This window comes from Arthrobacter sp. zg-Y895, assembly GCF_020731025.1.
Taxonomy (GTDB): Bacteria; Actinomycetota; Actinomycetes; order Actinomycetales; family Micrococcaceae; genus Arthrobacter_B.
Window position 1 is genome coordinate 534,255 of sequence record NZ_JAJFZY010000004.1, and the last position, 21,168, is coordinate 555,422.

18 protein-coding genes, 1 tRNA gene and 1 pseudogene are annotated in these 21,168 nt (G+C 65.3%); 7 read left to right on the top strand and 13 right to left on the bottom strand.

The window, feature by feature from the left end; genetic code table 11:
* Positions 1-16: 16 nt before the first annotated feature.
* Positions 17-1,012, bottom strand: a complete 996-nt coding sequence (locus LJ760_RS09185) for a substrate-binding domain-containing protein (RefSeq protein ID WP_227922017.1) — start codon at positions 1,010-1,012, stop codon at positions 17-19.
* A 298-nt stretch (positions 1,013-1,310) separates the two neighbouring features.
* Between LJ760_RS09185 and LJ760_RS09190 the strand changes: the two genes are divergently transcribed.
* A complete protein-coding gene (locus tag LJ760_RS09190; RefSeq protein WP_227922019.1) occupies positions 1,311-2,051 on the top strand; it encodes a GntR family transcriptional regulator in 741 nt (246 codons plus the stop codon).
* Positions 2,052-2,099: 48 nt separating this feature from the next.
* Positions 2,100-2,999 (top strand): 5-deoxy-glucuronate isomerase, encoded by a 900-nt coding sequence (gene iolB / locus LJ760_RS09195; RefSeq protein WP_227922022.1) that lies wholly within the window; start codon positions 2,100-2,102, stop codon positions 2,997-2,999.
* A 39-nt stretch (positions 3,000-3,038) separates the two neighbouring features.
* Here the strand turns inward: iolB and LJ760_RS09200 are convergent, their stop codons facing one another.
* Genes LJ760_RS09200 through iolC form a run of 8 tightly spaced genes read right to left on the bottom strand, consistent with a single transcriptional unit; the run spans position 3,039 to position 12,811 of the window.
* The gene (locus LJ760_RS09200; protein ID WP_227922024.1) at positions 3,039-4,478 is read right to left on the bottom strand and encodes a sugar porter family MFS transporter; all 1,440 of its coding nucleotides are present in this window, start codon (positions 4,476-4,478) and stop codon (positions 3,039-3,041) included.
* A 25-nt stretch (positions 4,479-4,503) separates the two neighbouring features.
* Entirely contained in the window at positions 4,504-5,376 is an 873-nt protein-coding gene (locus tag LJ760_RS09205) for a sugar phosphate isomerase/epimerase family protein (protein ID WP_227922027.1), read from the bottom strand.
* A 45-nt stretch (positions 5,377-5,421) separates the two neighbouring features.
* Positions 5,422-6,438, bottom strand: a complete 1,017-nt coding sequence (locus LJ760_RS09210; protein WP_227922029.1) for a Gfo/Idh/MocA family protein — start codon at positions 6,436-6,438, stop codon at positions 5,422-5,424.
* A gap of 9 nt (positions 6,439-6,447) precedes the next feature.
* The gene (locus tag LJ760_RS09215) at positions 6,448-7,362 is read right to left on the bottom strand and encodes a sugar phosphate isomerase/epimerase family protein (RefSeq protein WP_227922030.1); all 915 of its coding nucleotides are present in this window, start codon (positions 7,360-7,362) and stop codon (positions 6,448-6,450) included.
* Positions 7,363-7,390: 28 nt separating this feature from the next.
* Positions 7,391-8,887 carry a CoA-acylating methylmalonate-semialdehyde dehydrogenase gene (locus LJ760_RS09220; RefSeq protein ID WP_227922031.1) on the bottom strand — a complete coding sequence of 499 codons (1,497 nt, stop codon included), beginning with the start codon at positions 8,885-8,887 and terminating at the stop codon, positions 7,391-7,393.
* Between the two features lie 41 nt (positions 8,888-8,928).
* A complete protein-coding gene (gene iolD / locus LJ760_RS09225) occupies positions 8,929-10,875 on the bottom strand; it encodes a 3D-(3,5/4)-trihydroxycyclohexane-1,2-dione acylhydrolase (decyclizing) (protein ID WP_442860658.1) in 1,947 nt (648 codons plus the stop codon).
* A 14-nt stretch (positions 10,876-10,889) separates the two neighbouring features.
* Positions 10,890-11,807: a Cgl0159 family (beta/alpha)8-fold protein gene (locus LJ760_RS09230; protein WP_227922034.1), complete on the bottom strand. Its 918-nt coding sequence runs from the start codon at positions 11,805-11,807 to the stop codon at positions 10,890-10,892.
* Positions 11,804-12,811, bottom strand: a complete 1,008-nt coding sequence (gene iolC / locus LJ760_RS09235) for a 5-dehydro-2-deoxygluconokinase (RefSeq protein ID WP_227922036.1) — start codon at positions 12,809-12,811, stop codon at positions 11,804-11,806. The genes LJ760_RS09230 and iolC overlap by 4 nt, the downstream gene beginning before the upstream one ends.
* Positions 12,812-13,112: 301 nt before the next feature.
* Between iolC and LJ760_RS09240 the strand changes: the two genes are divergently transcribed.
* The 4 genes and pseudogenes from LJ760_RS09240 to LJ760_RS09255 all read left to right on the top strand — a co-directional run.
* Positions 13,113-14,051, top strand: a complete 939-nt coding sequence (locus LJ760_RS09240) for a 5'-3' exonuclease (protein ID WP_227922037.1) — start codon at positions 13,113-13,115, stop codon at positions 14,049-14,051.
* Positions 14,052-14,163: 112 nt separating this feature from the next.
* The gene (locus tag LJ760_RS09245) at positions 14,164-15,243 is read left to right on the top strand and encodes a DUF262 domain-containing protein (RefSeq protein WP_227922038.1); all 1,080 of its coding nucleotides are present in this window, start codon (positions 14,164-14,166) and stop codon (positions 15,241-15,243) included.
* Between the two features lie 434 nt (positions 15,244-15,677).
* Positions 15,678-16,199: a hypothetical protein gene (locus LJ760_RS09250; RefSeq protein ID WP_227922042.1), complete on the top strand. Its 522-nt coding sequence runs from the start codon at positions 15,678-15,680 to the stop codon at positions 16,197-16,199.
* Positions 16,200-16,699: 500 nt separating this feature from the next.
* Positions 16,700-16,831 (top strand): annotated as a pseudogene (locus LJ760_RS09255) (flap endonuclease); the annotation flags it as partial.
* A 63-nt stretch (positions 16,832-16,894) separates the two neighbouring features.
* On the opposite strand, the gene LJ760_RS09260 reads toward LJ760_RS09255, so the two are convergent.
* Positions 16,895-16,979: transfer RNA gene (locus tag LJ760_RS09260), tRNA-Leu, on the bottom strand.
* 124 nt (positions 16,980-17,103) lie between these two features.
* On the opposite strand from LJ760_RS09260, the gene LJ760_RS09265 reads away from it, so the two are divergent.
* Entirely contained in the window at positions 17,104-17,745 is a 642-nt protein-coding gene (locus LJ760_RS09265; RefSeq protein ID WP_227922044.1) for an ANTAR domain-containing response regulator, read from the top strand.
* Positions 17,746-17,835: 90 nt separating this feature from the next.
* Here LJ760_RS09265 and pyk read toward each other — a convergent pair whose 3' ends face one another.
* The 3 genes from pyk to LJ760_RS09280 all read right to left on the bottom strand — a co-directional run bounded on the left by pyk (position 17,836) and on the right by LJ760_RS09280 (position 21,157).
* Positions 17,836-19,347 carry a pyruvate kinase gene (gene pyk / locus LJ760_RS09270; protein ID WP_227922045.1) on the bottom strand — a complete coding sequence of 504 codons (1,512 nt, stop codon included), beginning with the start codon at positions 19,345-19,347 and terminating at the stop codon, positions 17,836-17,838.
* Between the two features lie 221 nt (positions 19,348-19,568).
* Positions 19,569-20,333 carry an ABC transporter permease gene (locus tag LJ760_RS09275; RefSeq protein WP_227922046.1) on the bottom strand — a complete coding sequence of 255 codons (765 nt, stop codon included), beginning with the start codon at positions 20,331-20,333 and terminating at the stop codon, positions 19,569-19,571.
* Positions 20,330-21,157 (bottom strand): ABC transporter ATP-binding protein, encoded by an 828-nt coding sequence (locus LJ760_RS09280; RefSeq protein ID WP_227922047.1) that lies wholly within the window; start codon positions 21,155-21,157, stop codon positions 20,330-20,332. Before LJ760_RS09280 ends, LJ760_RS09275 begins: the two co-directional genes overlap by 4 nt.
* Between the last annotated feature and the right edge of the window lie 11 nt (positions 21,158-21,168).

Below are 21,168 nucleotides of genomic sequence, written 5' to 3' on the forward strand. Positions count from 1 at the left end.
CGTTCCGCCGGCTCCGCTAGCGGATGCCGTCTTCGGCGAAGGCCAGCACCTCTGAGGCGTTGGTGGAGTCAATGATGGTGGGGCCGGTGAGGACCGGCTGCCCGCCGCCCAGCTGGAACCCGCCGCGGTGGTACTGCCACAGGGCGTCCACGGCGCCGTAGCCCTGCATCCATGGCTGCTGGTCAACGGTGAAGATCACCTCTCCGTCCGCAATCTTCTGTGCCATTTCGGCGTTCAGGTCGAAGGACGCAACCTTGGCGTCGCTGCCGGAACCGGCCACCGACTTCAGGATGGTCAGGGTGTAGGGCGCGCCCAAACCGACAATGACGTCGACGTCGTCGGTGGCCTGCAGCTTCGCCGTGACGGTGGACTCCACCTGCGTCATGTCGGTGCCCTGCACGTAGAGGACCTCGGTGCCGGGGACCACGGCCTTGACACCGGCGCACCGGTTCTCCAGGCCTACGTGCCCCTGCTCCTGGATGACGCAGACGGGATGGGTGTAGCCGTCCGAGGCGAGCCGTTCCCCTACCGCCTGGCCGGCTAGCTGCTCATTGGAACCGAAATGGGTGAAGGCGCCGAGCTCCGCGGAGCGGTCCTCGCCGGCGTTGAGGGTCACCACCGGAATGCCCGCCGCGCGGGCGTCCTCCAGCGCACCTGCCAGGGCGTCCGGTTTGGCCAGGGTGACGGCTATTCCGTCCACGCCCTGCTCCACGGCCTGCTCCACCAGCTGCGCCTGGCGGCCGCCCTCGGGGTCCGAAAGGTACTGAAGCTCCACGTTGTCCTTCCCTGCGGCTTCCTCCGCACCCTTGCGGACAATGTCCCAGAAGGTGTCGCCGGGAGCGGCGTGGGTAATCAGGGCAACCTTGATCTGTTCTGTGTCCGCGACGGCTCCGCCGTCCTGGCTCTCGGGTTCGGGCGTCCGCCCTCCCTCGCTCGAACACGCGGCCACCGTCAACGCGGATGCCAGTGCCGCCGCCGCGGCGAAGCGCCGCCAGGAACGTTTTTCTGACACGACAGTCTCCTTTGTCTTCGTGGTCCGTTCCTCCCCGATAACCCGCGCCTGCACCCAAGGGTGCACCCGCTCGGTTCGGTACTTGGAGCCCCAGAATAGTCCGCAGGGTTCCGGAGTCAATAGATTGTCAGGACATATTGCTGGCCCCTTCGCGGATTACGGAGCCGTGCGTACGGAGCGCTTCGGAACCTCTGCTGCCGGACACCGGGTTCCTGCTATGCTCGCAGTCAACTTTGTCCTGTCATCGCATCAAAGAGTCACCCGTGGATCCGGCACCCGACGGATTAAGGAGCGGCCCGTGGGAACGGAACTGAACATCCCGATTGACCGGTCCTCGCCGGTGCCCCTCTACCACCAGGTGGTCCAGGGAATCGAGGCTGCCATCCACAGCGGAGAACTGGAGTTCGGCTCCCGGCTGGACAACGAGATTGAACTCGCCGGCAGGCTGAAGCTCTCCCGCCCCACCATGCGCAAGGCCATGGACGAACTGGTCCGCAACGGCCTGCTGGTCCGCAAACGCGGCGTCGGCACCCAGGTGGTGTCCAGCCAGGTGCGGCGGCCGCTCGAACTGTCCAGCCTCTTTGATGATCTGGAGCGTACCGGGCAAAAACCGGCCACGAAGGTGCTCGACTTCCGGCACGGCCCGGCGGACGCCGGCGTCGCCAAGGCGCTGGACCTGCCCGACGGGGTGAACACCTACCACTTCACCCGGCTGCGCAGCGTGGACGGCAAGCCCCTGGCCGTGATGGAAAACTGGGTGCGGGATGACATCGCGGAGATCACCGAAGAGGGGCTGCGCAGCCGCGGCCTGTACCAGATCCTCCGGGACGCCGGCGTGAACTTCCGGCTGGCCACCCAGCGCATCGGTGCCACCGTCGCGAGCGGCCGGCAGTCGGAGCTGTTGGAAACCCGGCCGGGTGCCGCGCTCGTCACCATGGAGCGCACCGCCGTCGACGACGCCGGGCGCAGCGTCGAAACCGGCCACCACGTGTACCGGGCCGACTCTTACACGTTCGAAATGACGCTGGTGCAGCGCTAGCATCGGCACACCAAGGCAGGGTATTCCCTTCTCCGACAGGGGCTCGACATGCAGGAACCGCAGCAGTGGGTGTATCCGTCCGGTTCTGCCGCACGGGAACCCTGGCAGGTCTCCCTCGGCGCATCGGACAGTCTCCCTGTCACCGGCTGGGCGCACACCGGACTCAAGGTAGCCGAGCTCGGACCGGATTCGCAGGTGTCCCTTCCCGCCGAATCCGAGGAGCGGCTGGTCATTCCCCTGTCCGGGTCCTTCACCGTGACCGCCGACGGCACGGACTACGCACTGCGGGGGCGGACCTCGGTCTTCGACGGTCCCGCAGACGTCCTGTACTCCGGCACGGATACGGCACTGACCGTTTGGTCGCGGGACGGCGGCCGGGTGGCCGTGGCCCTGGCACCGGCGTCCACCTCCTACCCGCTGCGGGTCGTGAAGAGCGAGGAAACCCCGGTGGAACTGCGCGGAGCCGGGAACTGCTCGCGGCAGGTCCACAACTTCGGCACCCCGGCCGCCCTGGAAGCGGACCGCTTCATTGTCTGCGAGGTGCTGACCCCGGCCGGCAACTGGTCCTCCTATCCGCCGCATAAGCATGACGAGGAAAAGGACGGCGAAACACAGCTGGAGGAGATCTACTACTTCGAAACCCGGATCTCGCCGCAGACACCGGCGGGCCAGGCGGCAGACCCTGTGGGATACGCCCGCGTCTACGCCTCGGATGACCGGCCCATCGACGTTACGGCCGAGGTGCGGACCGGCGACGTCGTCCTGGTTCCCTATGGCTGGCACGGCCCGGCCATGGCAGCACCCGGCTATGACCTGTACTACCTCAACGTCATGGCCGGTCCGGGACCGGTACGCAGCTGGCTGATCAGCGACGACCCGCAGCACGGCTGGATCCGCGGCAGCTGGGAAGGGCAGGCGGTGGATCCCCGCCTGCCCTTCGGCTCCTGAGGCGCTGCGCCGCCTGGGACGCTGCGACCGCCGGTCCGCCTACACCGCGGGCGCCGAGACTGCCGGGCCGGGAAGCCGCAGGGCGGCGGCGTCACGGGTGTGGAACTGCCGTTCGAGTTCCTCCAGGCTCTTGCCGCGGGTTTCGGGCAGGTAGGCCCGAACGAACAGGACCGCGAAGACGCCGAGGCCGGCAAAGAGGAAGAACGTGTTGGAGATGCCGATGCCGGCGGTCAGCACGGGGAAGCTGAAGCCCACCGCAAAGTTCACCATCCAGAGAATGAACGCGGTGCTGCCCATGCCCAGTCCGCGGATCTTCAGCGGGAAGATTTCGGAGAGCATCAGCCAGGTCACCGGGGAAATGGCCCCCTGCTGGAACGCGAGGAAGGAGACCGTGAGCGCCAGGATCACGAACCCGCGGCCGGTCCCCTCCGGGAGCACCAGGGAGAAGAGACCGATCAGGGTCAGCGCCGCAATGGTGCCCATCTGTCCGATCATCAGCATAGGCCGCCGGCCCACCCGGCCCAGCAGCCAGATCCCCACGAAGGTGGCGAGCACGGAAATCACGCCGTTGGCGATGTTCGCGGTCAGGGCGGCCTGGGTGCCGAAGCCGGACTCCTTCAGGATCTCGGTGCCGTAGTACATGATCGAGTTCACGCCGGTGATCTGCTGGCAGATGGCCACCCCCACCCCGATCAGGAAGATCCGCCGCATCCAGGGGACGCGCAGGTCGCTGAAGGATCCCTTCTTGGCCTCGTAGTCCTCCCGGGCCAGTGCCCGGACGTCGTCGATTTCCTGACGCGCGACGGCGGCGGTCCGGATTTTCTTGAGCACTTCGAAGGCTTCGGCGTAGCTGCCGCTGGCGGCCAGCCACCGCGGGCTTTCCGGAACGCGGAGCATCCCCAGCCAGAGGCCGATGGCCGGCAGCGTTGCGACCACCAGCATCCACCGCCAGATGCTGACCTGGTCCGCCCACACGTTGCCCAGCACGGCGTTGGTCACGAAGGCGAGCAGCTGCCCGGAGACGATCATCAGCTCGTTGCGGGTCACCATCTGGCCGCGCAGGTGGGCCGGTGACATTTCGGCCAGGAACACGGGCACCATGGCAGACGCGCCGCCTACGGCTAGGCCCAGGACAAAGCGGAACCCGACGGTGACCACAACGTTCGGCGCCAGGGAGACACCGATGGTGCCCAGGAGGAACACGGCGGCAAGTCCCATGATCAGGCGCCGCCGGCCGTAGCGGTCCGCAAGCCGTCCACCGGCCAGGGCACCGAAGGCGGCGCCGATGAGCAGGGAGCTGGTCACCAGTCCGGTGGTCAGCGGAGTCAGGCCGAGGTCTTCCTCCATAAAGGGCAGGGCGCCGTTGATGACACCCGTGTCGTAGCCGAAGAGCAGCCCGCCGAGAGTGCTCACGGCTGCAATGCGCTTCAGCGCCTTGTTGGGTTGGAGTTCCTTACCGGGATTGATGGTCGAGCTCATGATGCCTCCGTCGGTCCGTTAGGTTTTACCGGATTCCGTTGACCAGGTCCGTCATGGTTGCGAGTTGGTAGCGGGCTACCTCGGCAGCGTTCTCGTTCTCGGCGAAAACGCTGGAGACCATGACCGTTTCGGTCCGGTCCAGGAAGCCGTTTTGTGCCAGCGCCTCGAAGAGCTGCTGCCAGTCGACGTCGCCGTCGCCGATCTTCAGGTGCTGGTGGACGCGCACCGGATTTCCGGGCGGGTTGGTGATGTAACGCAGCCCGTTGGAGGCACGGTGGTCCATGGTGTCCGCCACGTGCACCACCTGCAGCCGCTCCCCTACTTCCTGCAGGATCCGGTCCGGGCTGTCCGCCAGATGGAAGGCATGCGCGGCCACGTAAACAAAGCCGAGGTTCGGCGAGTTCGCCCCGCGGATGACCCGCCAGGCGGCAAGGCCTTCCTCCACAAAGTCATCCGGGTGCGGATCAATCGCCACCTGGATGCCCTCGCGTTCAAAGAGCGGCACCAGTTCCTCCATGGACTGGTAAAACGCCGCTTCGGATTCCTCCGGGTGTTCCGGCCGGCCGCCGAACTCCGTGTTCATTTGGCTGACCCCCAGGTCCACGGCCAGCTGCACGGCCCGCCGCCAGTAACGGACGGCTGCCTGCCGGAGATTCTCATCCGGGGAGGACCAGCGGAGCACCGGCAGGATTGACGCGATGCCGACCTCCGCCTCGGCGCAGGCCTTCTTCAGCGCTGCGGTGAGGGCGTCATCCGCCTTGGGATGGGTGAAGAAGGGCAGGAAGTCCGGGTGCGGGGTCAGCTGCAGGTACGGGTAACCCAGTTCGGCCGCCAGCTGCGGGAACTGCAGCAGGGAATGGGTGCGGTGGAACGGGGTGGGATCCAGTGCCATCTTCATGGGGTGGCCCTCCTTCCGGGGATGCTGGCGGTTCAAGACAAATGTTCAGGACAAGTACAAGGCGGGTTTCCCGTTCAAGGCCACGGGCACCCGTTGCCCGGTCCGCTGCGCCTCGACGCCGGCGGCGCAGCAGGCGGCGGTCGCGTAGCCGTCCCAGGCGCTGGGCCCTTCGGCGGTACCTGCCAGCGACGCGTCCACCCATGCCTGCACCTCGGCGTCGTAGGCGGCGCTGAAGCGCTGCTCGAAGCCCGGGGCCACCCGTCCGCCCCACCGGCCGTCCGTCCGTACCAGCGGTCCGGTGTCCGCGCCGATGCTCACGATGCCGTCTTCGAAGGCCGCCTGGGCGGAAACCTGGTAACCGAACCGAGCGTTGACGTAGATTTCGACGTCGGCCAGCACCCCGGATTCGGTTTCCATCAGTACCTGCTGCGGATCGCGCTGGCCCACCGGCGAGTTGCCGGTCGATTTGCCGATCCGGACCTGGACGGCGGTGATCTCTTCGCCGGTGAAGAAACGCACCGCGTCGAACTCGTGCACCACTGAATCGTTGATCAGCATTTCGTTGGTGAATCCGGCAGGGGTGGCGGCATTGCGGTGCTGGTGGTGGAGCATCAGCAGGTCGCCCAGCTCCCTGCTGCGGACTATCCCGGCCAAGGCTGCGTATTCGGCGTCGTACCGCCGCATAAAGCCCACCTGGATCCGGCGCCGACCAAGCTTCTCCTCGGCCTGGACCACCTTCCAGGCGGATGCCGGGTCCGGAGTCAACGGTTTCTCGCACAGGATCGGGATGTCCCGGGCCAGTGCCTGGTGCAGGATGTCCTCGTGCAGGAAACCGGGCGTGGCAATCAGCACGGCATCGACGTCGGCGCTGCCCAAGGCTTCGCCGGCATCGGTGACGGCGGAGGCACCGGGGATGCCGGCGATGGCCGCCCGGGCGCGGGTCGGGTCAATGTCGACGACGGCAGCTACCTCGGCCCGGGCCGTCCGGTGGTGCAGCCGCAGGATGTGGTCCATCCCCATGCGCCCGGCGCCGATGACGGCAACGCGGAGATTCTCGCTCATGATTTCTCCTCACTGAATCCGCGTGGGGGAGCCGCACGAGAGCAGGTAGCTGCGGGTGCGCCGGGCCACGGGCATCGGTACATTCAAATCGGCGACGGGGTACATGTCCTGTTCGACGATTCCGAACAACGGCTTCTCCAGTGCTTCGGCGGCCCGGATCACCGCGGACAGGTCCGGGAGTCCGTGCGGGGGTTCGGTCATCACCCCGGCCAGGTTCGCCGCCGCCCAGGTAAGGTCCTGCTGCCGCACCGTTTCCAGGACGGCCGGATCGATCTGTTTCAGATGCAGGTAGCCGATGCGCTCGGGGTACGCGGCGATCAGTTCCACGCTGTCCGCTCCCCCGTATTGGGCGTGCCCGGTGTCCAGGCACAGGCTCACCAGCGCGGGGTCGGTGCCCTGGAGGAAACGTTCAATGTCCGGCTGGGCACAGACATGGGAATCGGCGTGCGGATGGAACTGCTGCTGCAGGCCGAATTCCTCGGCCAGTTCCCTGCCCAGCCGGTTGTGCCCCTCCAGCAGGTCGTTCCACTGGCTCGGCGATAGCTCCGCCGCTTCGAGGGGTGCACCCGTGACGTCGTCGCGCCACATGGCCGGGATGACCACCAGGTGGCCGCCGCCCATGGCCGCGGTGAGTTCGGCGACCTTCCGTGCCGGTTCCCAGGCGGCTTCCCACTGGTCGGACCCCCGGTGGAAGGCGGTAAAAACCGTTCCGGCGGACACGTTCAGCCCCCGCTGACCCAGTTCATCGGCAAGTTTGAGCGGATCGGTGGGCAGGTAGCCGTACGGTCCAAGCTCAATCCACGTGTAACCGGCTTCCGCCACCTCGACGAGGAAGCGCTGCCAGGGGGTCTGCTTCGGATCGTCGGCGAACCAGACGCCCCAGGAATCCGGGGCCGTGCCTATGGTCAGGGGGTTGGAGGCCATGCCTGATTCCTTTCAACGGGGTTCCGCGTTAGTTGGAGGGGAAGGCAAACGAGGCACCGGACAACTCGGCCGGTTCGGGCCAGCGCTGGGTGACCACCTTGCCGCGGGTGTAGAAGTGCACGCCGTCGGGACCGTAGATGTGGTGGTCGCCGAAAAGTGAATCGTTCCAGCCGCCGAAGGAATGCCAGGCCACCGGCACCGGCAGCGGAACGTTGATGCCCACCATGCCCACCTTCACGCCCCGGGTGAACGCGCGGGCATAGGCACCGGAGGCAGTGAAGATGGCGGTGCCGTTGCCGTACGGGTTGGAATTGATGACCTCCAGCGCCTCCGAGATGTTCTCGACCCGCACCACGGCCAGGACCGGGCCGAAGATTTCCTCCCGGTAGGCAGTCATTTCCCGGCGGACATGGTCGAGGACCGTGGGGCCGACAAAGAACCCGTCCTCATGGCCCTGCACCACCAGCTCGCGGCCGTCCACAATCAGGGCGGCACCGTCCTCCTGCGCTTCGCCCACGATTTTCTGCAGCCGCGACTTGGCGTGCGGCGTGATCACGGGGCCCATATCGGCGTCGGGTTCCATGCCGTTGGCTACTTTGACCGCCTCGGCGCGTTCCTTCAGCCGGGCCACGAGGTTCTCCGCGGCGCTGCCTACGGCCACGGCCACCGAGATGGCCATGCAGCGCTGTCCGGCGGAACCGAAAGCGGCGGCGGTTAGGTGCTCGGCGGCGAGGTCCAGGTCCGCATCCGGCATCACCACCGCGTGGTTCTTGGCGCCGCCCAGGGCCTGCACCCGCTTGCCGTGCCGGGTGGCCGTCTCATGCACGTGGCGTGCAATCGGCGTCGACCCGACAAAGGACACGCCGTCGACGTCGGGATGGGTGAGCAGCCCGTCCACCGCTTCCTTGTCCCCCTGCAGCACGTTGAAGACGCCGTCGGGCAGCCCCGCGTCCTTCCAGAGGCGGGCCAGGAACAGGCTGGCGGAGGGATCGCGTTCGGAGGGTTTGAGGATGAACGCGTTCCCGGTGACGATCGCCACCGGCGCCATCCACAACGGCACCATCACCGGGAAGTTGAACGGCGTGATGCCGGCAACCACTCCCAGCGGCTGGCGGAACGAAAACACGTCGATGCCGGTGGAGACCGCGTCCGAGTAGTCGCCCTTGAGCGACTGCGGGGCGCCGCAGGCATACTCGACCACTTCCAGCCCGCGGCCGATTTCGCCGGCGGCATCAGAGACCACTTTGCCGTGCTCTCGGGTCACCACCCGGGCAAGTTCCTGCACGTTGGCGGCGAGCAGCTCGCGGAAGCGGAACAGTACGGCAGTACGTTTGGTCAGCGAGGTCTCGGCCCAGCCGGCGGAGGCGGCCTTCGCGGCGGCGACGACGGCGTCAATGTCCGTCCGGTCCGCCAGCCGCAGCTCACCGGTGACCTCGCCGGTGGCCGGGTTGTAGACCGGCTGGTGCCGGTCCCCGTGTCCGGCGGTTTCGGTGCCGTTGATGAAGTGCGTGATGGTGGTGCTCATGGAACTCTCCGTTTCTGGGGTGCAGCCCGGGAAGGAGCCCGCTAACCGATCAGCGGCTTCTGCCGTGCCTTGGAGGAGCTGTAGGTGCCGTAGGCCTGCTGTGTGGAGTCCAGCTCGGAGGTACCGGACACCGGTACGTCCCACCAGGATTCGGAATCGGGTGCGTCGATGAGCGGGTCGGATTCGATATGGATCAGGACCGGTCCGCTGCCCTCCGGTTCGGCCTTCGCCTTGGCCACTGCAGCTTCCAGATCCGCGACGGCGTTCGGACCCGGCTCTATTCGCAGCACGCGCACGCCCAGGGACTCGGCGTTTAGGGCCAGGTCCACGGGCAGCTTCGCGCCGTCGTCGAACGTGTGGTGCTTGCGGTCCAGGGTCCGGTACCGCGTGCCGAACCGCTGTGAGCCCAGGCTTTCCGAAAGCGCCCCGATGGAGGCAAAGCCGTGGTTCTGGATCAGCACGGTGATGAGCTTGATTCCCTCCGCAACGGCCGTCACCAATTCGGTGTGCATCATCAGATAGGAGCCGTCGCCGACCATAACGACGACGTCGCGGGGCTGCGCCTCGGCCGTGCCTTCGGGGGCGCGGGCCGCCTCGTCGACGGCCGCCCGCTTCACGCCCAGTCCGCCGGGGATTTCGTAGCCCATGGTGGAGTACGCGTACTCCACGTGGTATCCGAAGGGGTCCCGCACCCGCCACATCTTGTGCAGGTCCCCGGGCAGCGAACCCGCAGCGCAGACGACGACGTCGCGCGGCGCCATGGCGCGGTTCACGGCGCCGATGATTTCGTTCTGGCTTGGCAGCGGAACGGAACGGGTGTCGAAGGCCAGGTCCACGGTCCGGTTCCAGCGGTCCTTTTCCGCCGCAACCAGCGCAGGTATGCCGTCCGGGACGCGGTAGCCCTCCAGCGCGCTGGCCAGCCGGAGCAGTGCCTTGCGGGCATCGGCGACGAGCGGCAGGCTCGTGCCGAGCTTGTACGCGTCAATGGGTGCCACGTTGATATTGATGAACTGCACGCCGGGGTGTTGGAAAGCCGTATGCGAGGCCGTGGTGAAATCCTCGTACCGGGTACCGATCCCGATCACCAGGTCCGCTTCCCGGGCGAGGACGTTGGCCGCCGTCGTACCCGTGGACCCAACGGCGCCCACGCAGTACGGGGCGCCCCACGGTACCGTCCCGACCCCGGCCTGGGTGTAGCTGACCGGGATGCCGGTGGTTTCGGCCAGCCAGGCCAGCGCATCGGCTGCGAAGGCATAGAGGACACCGCCGCCGGCCACAATCAGCGGACGCCGGGACGCGCGGATCAGTTCCGCGGCACGGCGGATGCCCGTGTCCTCGGGTTCGGGCCGGCGGATCCGCCACTCCCGTTCGGCCAGGAATTCCTCCGGCACCTGGAGCACTTCGGCCTGGACGTCCTGCGGCAGGGAAATGGTGACGGCGCCGGTTTCGGCCGGGTCGGTCAGCACCCGCAGCCCGGAGAGGAAAGCGGAGTACAGCTGCTCGGGCCGGCTGATCCGGTCGAAGTACCGGGACAGGGGCCGGAAGGCATCGTTGACGGTGATGTCGTAGGCCTCGGGGCGTTCCAGCTGCTGCAGCACGGGATCGGGTGCGCGGGTGGCGAACGTGTCCGAGGGCAGCAGCAGGACGGGCAGCCGGTTGGTGGTGGCCAGCGCGGCTCCGGTCAGCATGTTGGTGGCGCCGGGGCCGATGGAACTGGTGACCGCGTATGTGGCCCGCCGGCGGGTGTGCCGGGCATACCCCACCGCCTGATGCACCATCGCCTGCTCGTTGCGCCCCTGGTAGTAGGGCATGGCGCCCGGGTTCCGGGCAGAGGACTGCTTCAGGGCCTGGCCGACGCCGGCCACGTTGCCGTGGCCGAAGATGCCGAACATGCCCGGGAACAACCGTTCGCGGTAGTCCTCTCCCCCGATGCTGTCCACCGTGTACTGCCTGCCCAGGAACTCCACGACTGCCTGGGCGACTGTCATTGTGCGCGTTGCCATCAGCCCGTGGCCTCCTGACGGGTAGGTGTCTTCAGCAGCGACGCCGCGGTGGCCACCGCTTCCTCCACGCTGCCCTCCTTGGGGTAAAGCAGCGTACGCCCCACCGTCAACCCCTGGACACCCGGGAGGTCCAGGGCTGCCTCCCACGCAGCGTAGGTGTCCTCGGAGGAACCGGACGGGTCGCCGCCCAGCAGGACGGCGGGCATGGTGGTGGCGGCCAGGACGCGTTCCATGTCCGGGACCACCGGCAGCTTCATCCAGGTATAGGCACTGGTGGCGCCCAGCCCGGAGGCGATGGCCACCGAGGCAACCACCGCGTCGGTACTGAGATCGTTGCGGATCCGCCCGTTCTCCCAGACGGAGATAAACGGCTCCACCATGGCCACCAGGCCGCGGGCCGCCAGGCTGTTGATCGCCTGTGCCGTGGCTTCCAGCAGGTTGGCGGTGGCCGGGTCCGTCAGGCAGATCCGGGTAAGCATCTTGCCGCCGGTGGCCCGCAGGGCCAGCAGGGCTTCGGCGGTGTGGCCGGTGAAGCGGTCATCTATCTCGTTGACGTAGCCGGCCAGGCCGCCCCGGTTCATGGACCCGAACAGCAGCTTCCCGTCCAGCGCGCCGAGCAGCAGCAGATCGTCCAGGATGTCGGGGCTGGCCAGCACGCCGTCGACGGCGGGATTCGCCAGGGCGGTCCGCAGCCGGTCCAGCAGGTCGCGGCGGTCCGCCATGGCCATGGGATCGCCCCCGACGGAGAGCGCGCCGCGCGCGGGATGGTCTGCGGCCACAATGAAGTTCTGCTCGCCCTGCTTCGGCCCCGGGTGCGGCGGCCGGTTCCCCGCGGCGCGGAGGACGGCTTCCGGATCCTCGAGGCGGATGCGGGAAAGATGCTCGTAGCGCCGCGGATCGTCGTCGAATTCGCTCATGGGGCGCTCTCGCTCTCCAGCGGTTCCAGCGGTTCCGGCGCGGTTCGGTCCTGCCCCGCCAGCAGCGCGTACACCTCGGTTGGGGTGGGCATTGCGTCGGCACAGGACAGCCGTGAAGCGACGATGGCGCCGGCCGCGTTCGCATAGTCGAGCACGGCAGCCAGCGGCCAGCCGGACAGCAGCCCGTGGCAGAACGCCCCGCCGAACGCGTCTCCGGCGCCCAGCCCGTTCACGGTCTCCACCCGGAACGGTGCCGAGACAACGCGTTCGGTGCCGGTCCTGGCCAGTACCCCCTCCGCCCCGAGCTTGACGACGGCGATGCTCACCCCGGCTGCGAGCAGCCGGTCCGCCTGTTCATCCGGGGTTCCTGCCCCCACGGCCACGGCGCATTCCGCCTCGTTGCCGATGGCGACATTTACATAGGGCAGGATGCGGGCCACCTGTTCCGCGGCTTCCGCTTCGCTGTCCCAGAACATCGGCCGGTAGTCCAAGTCCAGCACCGTATACCGGCCGGGCGCTAGCTCCTCCCGCGGCCGGGCCCGGTGCGCCGCCAGATGGGCGGACCGGCTCGGTTCCTGGCACAGACCGGTCACGGTGGACCAGAAAATCCCGGCGTCCCGGATAGCGTCGAGGTCGAGGCTCTCTGCCTCTATCTGCAGGTCTGGAGCAGTGGGAAAGCGGCCATAGAAGTACAGCGGGAAGGAGTCCGGCGGCATGATGGCGCAGAACGTCGCCGGCGTCTGCAGCCCGGGTACTCCGGTGACGAAGCCGTCATCCACTCCGAACTTCCGCAGCTCCCGGTGAAGGTATTCGCCGAACGGGTCCTCTCCGGTGCGGGTGATCATGCCGCTGCGCCGGCCGTGCCGGGCGGCGGCAACCGCAACGTTGGACGGCGAGCCGCCCAGGTACTTGCCGAAGCTGGTCACGTCCTCCAGCGGCACGCCGATGTTATCGGGATAGATGTCAACGCTGATGCGTCCCATTGCCAACACTTCGTGAGCCACGCGTGGATCACCGGCCTTCCTGTTCCCGAGGCAGGCCCTGCAGCCGCCTCGGAGTGATCAGAACCACAGGCACCACTGTGCGCCCGAAAGTTTGTCCTGTCAAAGGTTTGTGCTGACAAACTTAAGAGGCCTGCCAAAACTGCGAAAAAGCCGGAATACGGTTGCGCAGGCAGCAGGCCGCTCCTCGGCAGGCGCAGATTGTCCTGTCATACGTGATGAAGCCCCTGCACCGAAGGCCGGGAATTCCTGCGGGTGCGCTGGGTGCTGCCCCTCGCAGCATGATCCGTGCGAGGATCGGCCTATGACCCAGCGCCTGATGCTCCTCGACACCGCGTCACTGTACTTCCGTGCCTTCTACGGCGTCCCCGACAGCATCCGCCGGGCCGACGGTACGCCGGTGAACGCCGTGCGCGGCCTGCTGGACATGATCGCGAGGCTCACCACCGACTACGACGCCACGCACCTGATCGCCTGCTGGGATGACGACTGGCGGCCGCAGTGGCGGGTGGACCTGCTGCCCACGTACAAGGCGCACCGGGTGGCCGAGGAAGTCAGCGGGAACCCCGACGTCGAAACGGTCCCGGATCCACTCGAGGCCCAGATCCCGATGATCCGCCGGACGCTGGAGCTGGCGGGCATCGCCGTCGTCGGGGCTGCGGAACACGAGGCCGACGACGTGATCGGTACTTACGCATCCACGGCGTCCATGCCGGTGGACGTGGTGACCGGGGACCGTGACCTGTTCCAGGTGATCGACGACCGCAGGGACGTCCGCGTGATCTACACGGCCCGCGGCATGAAGAACCTGGACGTGATGACCGATGCGTCAATGGTGGCGAAGTACCAGGTGCTGCCCGAGCAGTACGCGGACTATGCGACCCTGCGCGGCGACGCATCCGACGGGCTGCCCGGCGTCTCCGGGATCGGCGAGAAAACCGCCGCGTCGCTGCTGGCCGAGTTCGGCACCCTGGATTCCCTGCTGGCCGCCGCGCAGGACCCGGACAGCGGCCTCTCATCGCCGGTGCGGTCCAAGCTCGCCAAGGCGGCGGACTATCTGGCGGTCGCACCGAAGGTGGTGAAGGTGGTGCGGGACCTCGAGCTGCCCACCCCGGCAAAGGCCGGCGCCGAGCTGCACCCGATCACCGGCGACGAGCGCGCGGAACTGGAGCGTTTGGCCCGGGACTGGAACCTTGGCGGGTCCGTGAAGCGGCTGCTGGACGCTTTCGACCGCTTCGCATAGGGGCGGCAAAGGATTTTTAAGCCCTCCCTCGCATGCACCCATATGCGGACCCACGCTACGACATGCGCTTTCTTGATCATTTGAAACGTGCGGGTTGGTATAGGCTCCCTACATGGATGAATTGGAAGCATTAGTATCACAGTGGAAACAGTCTCAGGATAATCTTGTCCTGCAACATAGCGACTTAGCTCTTTCCACGCTTGCAGGGATGGTCGGCTCCGGAACAATTGATGTAGCACCAGGGTTTCAGCGCCGCGATCGATGGTCGCCGCTGAAGCAATCCTCATTGATCGAGTCATTCTTTCTGAATTTGCCCATCCCGCCGGTATATCTGGCAGAAGAAGACGGCGGAACCTATTCAGTCATCGATGGGCGGCAGCGCCTCACTGCAATTCGCTTGTTCTTCGAAGGTGATCTTGTTCTCGGGGGCCTTGAGGAACTTCCTCGCTTAAACGGCTTGAGGTATGCAGAACTCCCCCCTGTCTTACAATCCGCTTTGGCTATGCGTCCGCTTCGCTCTGCAACCCTTCTGAGGCAAACGGACGCAGAACTCAAATATCTAGTGTTTCATCGTCTCAACACGGCTGGAGAGCCCCTCAACCCGCAAGAAATACGGAATGTTGTACATCGCGGACCGCTCAATGATTTGTTGCACGCCTTAGCCGAAAACCCATACCTCCGGAAACAACTTAAGATTGAAAACGAGGATTCAGCCGCTTACCGAAAAATGCAGGACGTGGAGTTCGTCTTGCGCTATTTAACACTTGCTGAGGTTTGGCAGAGGTTCAGCGGCGACCTGGCGCGGAGCATGGACGATTTTATGGAAAAAAATCAGAAGTCTCAACACTCGACCTTAGACTCATTATCAGAAAGCTTCACACGTTCCCTCAGCATCTGCGAAAGGTTGTGGGGCCCCCTTGCTTTCCGACGCCCTGAAGGCACCGTGTGGCGAGCCCAAGCTCTTGCAGGATTGTATGACGCCCAGATGATTAGTGCTTCGCTTCTTGAGGATGCCCAAGTCGAGCGACTAGCGTCGCAACCTGACGCGATATTGTCCCTAACAAAAAGACTTTTTAAGGATAAGGATTTCGAAACAGCAGTTCGAACGGGCACCAATACTCCGTCTAGGGTAAAGGTTCGCATAGAGCAGTTAGCCAGTAGCCTCAAAGCCTTGGCGGACAACGAGATATGAGTCAGGCGCGTAGAAGCTTCCTTGAGGCCATGCAGGGGGCGTATCAGGCAAGCCAGGATCCTCTCTTACTTGACCCACCCGGCGCTAGCCCGGCCACGAACCAAGCAGCACGATTGCTTCGAAATGGCCTTACCGTTACCTGTTTTGCTTCCTTTGAGGGTTTCGTAAGGCACCGACTGAAGGAAGTTTCCACATGGCTGACGAACCAGTCATTGCCATTTACCGCTTACCCCGAGGGCCTGCAAAAGGCACCAACCACACGTGGACCTAAAGTGCTGAACAGCTTCTTGAGCCGTGGACCAGACAGTCCGGAGGTGGAGGATGCCTTTGCTCAATTGGGTGAGTCTTGGGCAAGGGCTCGTAGTGGAGGTGGATGGGTCCTCCCCCACGTTGCGCTCCTTTGGGAAGGGTCAAACCTTTCAGCGGGAAGTAGCATGGAAATCCTTGCTGCCTTCGGCGTTGCATCGGAGTGGAGCCACGTCACTGCTGTGGCCAAGGGTGCCGGGTTTCGTTCCGCACCCGAAAAACGCTTGTTTGACGAGATTGCCCAACGCCGTCACTTCTCAGCTCACCTGGCAGACCACAGCACGGACGTGTTGCTACTGCGAGCAACCCCCAGCAATCTCATATCGTTCGCATTTGCGTTCGATGCACTGATCTCGAGTGCTGCGAGATGTATTGCCGCGGGCAAACCCGTAGAAAAAGGCCGTGCTGCTGTTACCCTCACGCTCTTGGACGAGGTCAATGGAACGACCGATGCTTGGCACGAAGCATCTGGATATATCCAGAACAACGGATCAGTCCCAGCCCAAAACCCAACCACACGCACAGGAACAGAACATGAAGCTGTTTCTGTGTGCCGCGCCACATTGAACGAGCCTACAGATATCCTCCTCACTCGCAGATGGAATGGTGCACAGTTGGAGGCGTCCAACTGGCACACCATGGGCGTCTGACAACTCTGTTCCGCGATTGAAATTGTGTAGCCGTGTTGTGACAACGTCCGGAGCATCAACTGAGTGCGTACCCATCGGCGATCAGTGTCGGCTTATGGCTTCCAGAAAAAGAAGCACCCGGGTTCAGACTCATCTGGCCCAACGAAGCCCGGCGACCCGACTGCATTTACTGCCCCGTGGCCAGTGGCAGCAACATGGAGGTCCAAATGAAGCTTCCCTGGTCACAACATGCTTCACTCCCGGCCTTGGGTTGCGAACTCGTTTCACTCCGCGGACCAACCCAACGATCGACCGCATCGTGCTGCGCGCCGCCGGCATGATCCAAGCCGCCTGGAAAGGCCCCGAATCCCGCGTCACCGTGTCTTAGCTTCCGAGTGGAACCAGACCTACCAACGGTTCCACCTGCCACTCTTTCTGCTGGAGCAACTGCCGAGAGCCGGGCACCCGGGTCCAGAATCGGCCATGTTGAAGGGTTCCCCGCTAGGTGACGGCGTCAGCCGCTGCCGGGCGTCGGCGCCGAGCTGCACGCCATCACCGGCGGGGAACGCGCCGAACTGGAGCGCCTGGCCCGGGACTGGAACCTGGGCGGGTCCGTGAAGCGGCTGCTGGACGCTTTCGACCGCTACGCGTAGGCGGCCCGGACAAAACAGAAACACCCCCGGTCCGAAGACCGGGGGTGTTTCACTGCAACTAGATGGTGCCCGAAGTGGGACTCGAACCCACACACCTCTCGATACTGCATTTTGAGTGCAGCGCGTCTGCCAATTCCGCCATTCGGGCGTGCCCTGCGTCACGAAGCACTAGTACTTACCGTGTTGAGCGCAAAACTACTCTACATGCGGATACGCTGATTGTGTGAACCGCCGGTCTGCCGGCGGGAGAGACCGTATCTGAGGAGCCATCTGTGTCTGAGTCCACCGAGTCCGCGCCCGCCGCGTCGACCCACGCTGCGTCTGCCAACACGCCGTCCAACACCCCGGCCCGCCGTGTACTCGTCGCCGAAGACGAGACCCTGATCCGCCTGGACATTGTCGAAATCCTCACCGGTGAGGGTTACGACGTCGTCGGCGAGGCGGACAACGGTGAGAAGGCCGTCCAGCTGGCCAACGAGCTGAAGCCGGACCTGGTGCTGATGGACGTCAAGATGCCGCTGATGGACGGCATTACCGCTGCCGAGCAGATCGTCAAGGCACGCATTGCCCCCGTGGTGCTGCTGACCGCGTTCAGCCAGAAGGAACTCGTGGAGCGTGCACGCGAGGCCGGCGCCATGGCCTATGTGGTCAAGCCCTTCACGCCCGCGGACCTGATTCCCGCCATCGAGATTGCCCTCTCCCGCCATGAGGAGATCAAGGCCCTCGAAGCCGAGGTCTCCGATCTGAAGGAACAGTTCGCCACCCGCAAACTGGTGGAGCGCGCCAAGTCGCTGCTGACCACCAAGATGGGCCTCACCGAGCCCGAGGCCTTCCGCTGGATACAGAAGACCTCGATGGACCGCCGCCTGAGCATGCGCGAGGTTGCCGAGACCATCATCAACCAGGTGAACTAGCACCTCCTCCCCGCAGGAACCAACAAACAACAGGAAAGGTCCCGTCCAATCGGACGGGACCTTTCCTGTTAGTGCAGGTAAGCGGGAAACCTAGATGGCCTTGGCCTGGCCCTTCTTGCTTTCCTTGATCGGCCACGGGCCGACCTTCTCCTTGACCCGCTCCTGGCCGTCAGCACGCTGGCCTGCATCGGCAATGTCGCCGACGCGGTGCACCTTGATGCTGTTGGTCGAGCCGGCCTGTCCGGGAGGCGAACCGGCAGCGATAACCACCAGGTCGTCGTCTTCCACCAGGCCCTCTTCGAGCAGGGTGCGGTCCACCTGTGCGGTCATCTGGTCGGTGTGCTCGGCGAACTCGACGAGCATGGGTGCCACGCCCCAGAACAGGGTCATGTAGCGGTAGGTCTCCTCCACGGGGGTGAAGGCGAACACCGGCTTGGACGGGCGCAGGCGGGACAGGCGGCGGGCGGAGTCGCCGGACTGGGTGAAGGTACAGATGTACTTCGCATCCAGCTGCTCGGAGATCTCCACCGCGGCGCGGGTGATGGCGCCGCCGCGGGTCCGCGGCTTGGAGCCCAGCGGGGGGACACGGTTCAGGCCGTGCTTTTCGGTGGACTCGATGATGCGGGCCATGGTTTCGACGGTTTCGATGGCGTACGTGCCCACCGAGGTTTCGCCGGAGAGCATCACTGCATCCGCGCCGTCGAGCACTGCATTGGCGCAGTCGGAGGCCTCGGCGCGGGTCGGGCGGGGGTTGTCGATCATGGACTCGAGCACCTGGGTGGCCACGATCACGGGCTTGGCCCAGCGGCGTGCCAGCTCAATGGCGTTCTTCTGCACGATCGGAACCTCTTCGAGCGGCAGTTCGACGCCGAGGTCACCGCGGGCAACCATGATGGAGTCGAACGCGTCGATGATCTCTTCGAGGTTCTCCACGGCCTGCGGCTTCTCGATCTTGGCGATGACCGGCACGCGGCGGCCTTCCTCGTCCATGATCTCGTGCACGCGGGAAATGTCGCCGGCGTTGCGGACGAAGGAAAGGGCAACCATGTCGACGCCGCGGCGCATGGCCCAGCGGAGGTCGTCCTCATCCTTTTCGCTCAGTGCCGGAACGTTGACGGCGACACCGGGGAGGTTGATGCCCTTATTGTTCGACACCTTGCCCGGCACTACTACCTCGGTGACAACGGTGTTGGCCGTTACCTCTACGGCACGCAGCTTGACCTTGCCGTCGTCGATCAGCAGGAAGTCGCCCGCCTTCACGTCGCCGGGCAGGCCCTTGTACGTGGTGGAGCAGATTTCCTTGGTGCCGGGAATGTCATCGGTGGTGATGGTGAAGGTATCGCCCACGTTCAGGAAGTGGGGTTCCTCGGTGAACCGGCCGAGCCGGATCTTGGGGCCTTGGAGGTCGGCGAAGATGCCCACGGGCATCCCCAGCTCGGCGGAGGCCTTGCGCACGTTTTCATACGTGGCGTTGTGTACGGAGTGGTCGCCGTGGCTCATATTCATACGGGCGACGTTCACGCCCGCGCGAAGAACCGCTACGGTATTTTCATAGCTGGCGATCGCTGGTCCAAATGTGGCAACAATCTTTGCGCGTCTCATACTTCTAGCCTAGTCTCCCTTGCCAGTTTGCGCATGGGAACGGTCCACGGGGCCTGTCGGATCCCCCACGTCCGCAGCCGTGGTAGGCGACTGTTTGCCCCACCGCCAGAGGCAGCGCCTGCACAGATTCCCATAATGCGGGACGAACCAGCGGATCCGACGGGGCGTCAGCTGGAAAACGTTTCCGCCGAATGGGAATGTGTGCAGGCATCCTGCGCCGTTCAGCCCACCCGTCGCCGGTAGACGGCCGTGGCGACGGCGTAGCCTCCACCCAGGATGCCGGCCAGCCAGAGAAGCGCGACCCAGAAATCGCTGCCGACGGGCTCCTGGGCAAGCAATGCCCGGAGGGTGTCCACAATGGAAGTCACGGGCTGGTTCTCGGCAAACCACGCCACCGGCCCGGGCATGGTGCTGGTGGGCACAAACGCCGAGCTGATGAACGGCAGGAAAATCAGCGGGTAACTGAACGCACTCGCACCCTCCACTGTCTTCGCCCCAAGCCCGGCAATCACGGCCAGCCACGTCAGGGCAAGGGTGAACAGGACCAGGATGCCGACGACGGCGAACCATGCAGCCGGCGACGCACCGGTGCGGAAGCCCGCGATCAGGGCCACGCCGATAACGAGAGCGAGTGAGGCCAGGTTGGCGGTCACGGAGGTGAGGACGTGTGCCCAGAGCACACCGGAGCGGGCTATGGGCATTGTTTGGAAGCGTTCGAAGATCCCTCCCTGCCGGTCGAGGAACAACCGGTAGGCGGTGTAGGCCACGCCGGAGGCAACCGTGATCAGCAGGATGCCCGGCAGTGTGTAGTTGATGTACGACTCCCCAGATCCGGTGCTGATTGCGCCGCCGAAAACGTACACAAACATCAGCATCAGTGCGACCGGCGTAACCGCCGTCGTGATGATCGTGTCCGGACTGCGGAGGACGTGGCGCAGGGAGCGGCCCGTGAGGGCGGCAGTGTCCTGAAACGTCTGGGTAGTCATCGGTTTCCCTCTTTCTGCTGCGCCGGGGGAAGTCCGTCCGGCTGCGCGGTGCCGTCACCGGTATCGCCGGTGAGGGCGAGGAAGACGTCCTCGAGGGACGGCTGTTTTGTGACGTATTCGGCCTTTGCCGGCGGCAGGAGCTGCTGCAGTTCAACCAGGGTTCCGTTTTGGATGATGACGCCCCGGTGCAGGATCCCGATCCGGTCCGCAAGCTGCTCCGCCTCGTCGAGGTACTGCGTCGTGAGCAGCACCGTCGTCCCGCCGTCGGCAAGCTCCCGGATGGTCTGCCACACCTCGTTGCGTGCCTGCGGATCCAGGCCCGCAGTCGGCTCGTCGAGGAAGATGATTTTCGGATCCCCGACCAGGCTCATGGCAATATCGAGCCGGCGGCGCATGCCGCCGGAGTACGCCCCTGCCTTCCGGTTCCCCGAGTCGGTGAGCGCAAAACGGGCCAGCATGTCGTCCGCTACCACGCCCGGATTCTTCCGGTGGCGGAGCTTCGCGATGAGGACCAGGTTCTCGCGGCCTGTCAGCACTTCGTCAATTGCAGTAAATTGACCGGTCAGGCTGATCAACCGGCGCACATCGCCCGGGCGGGCTGCGACGTCGAACCCGTCCACAGCGGCCGTACCGTCGTCGGCCTTCAACAGCGTTGAAAGGATCCGCACCAGTGTTGTCTTGCCCGCTCCGTTGGAGCCCAGCAGGGCGAAGATGCTGCCGGCAGTCACGTCAAAGTCGACGCCGCGCAGCACCTGCAGATCCCGAAAAGACTTCTTGATGCCCTGTACCCGGATGGCGGGTTCGAGGGTCTGGTTGGTATGCATCTCCGGTCTCC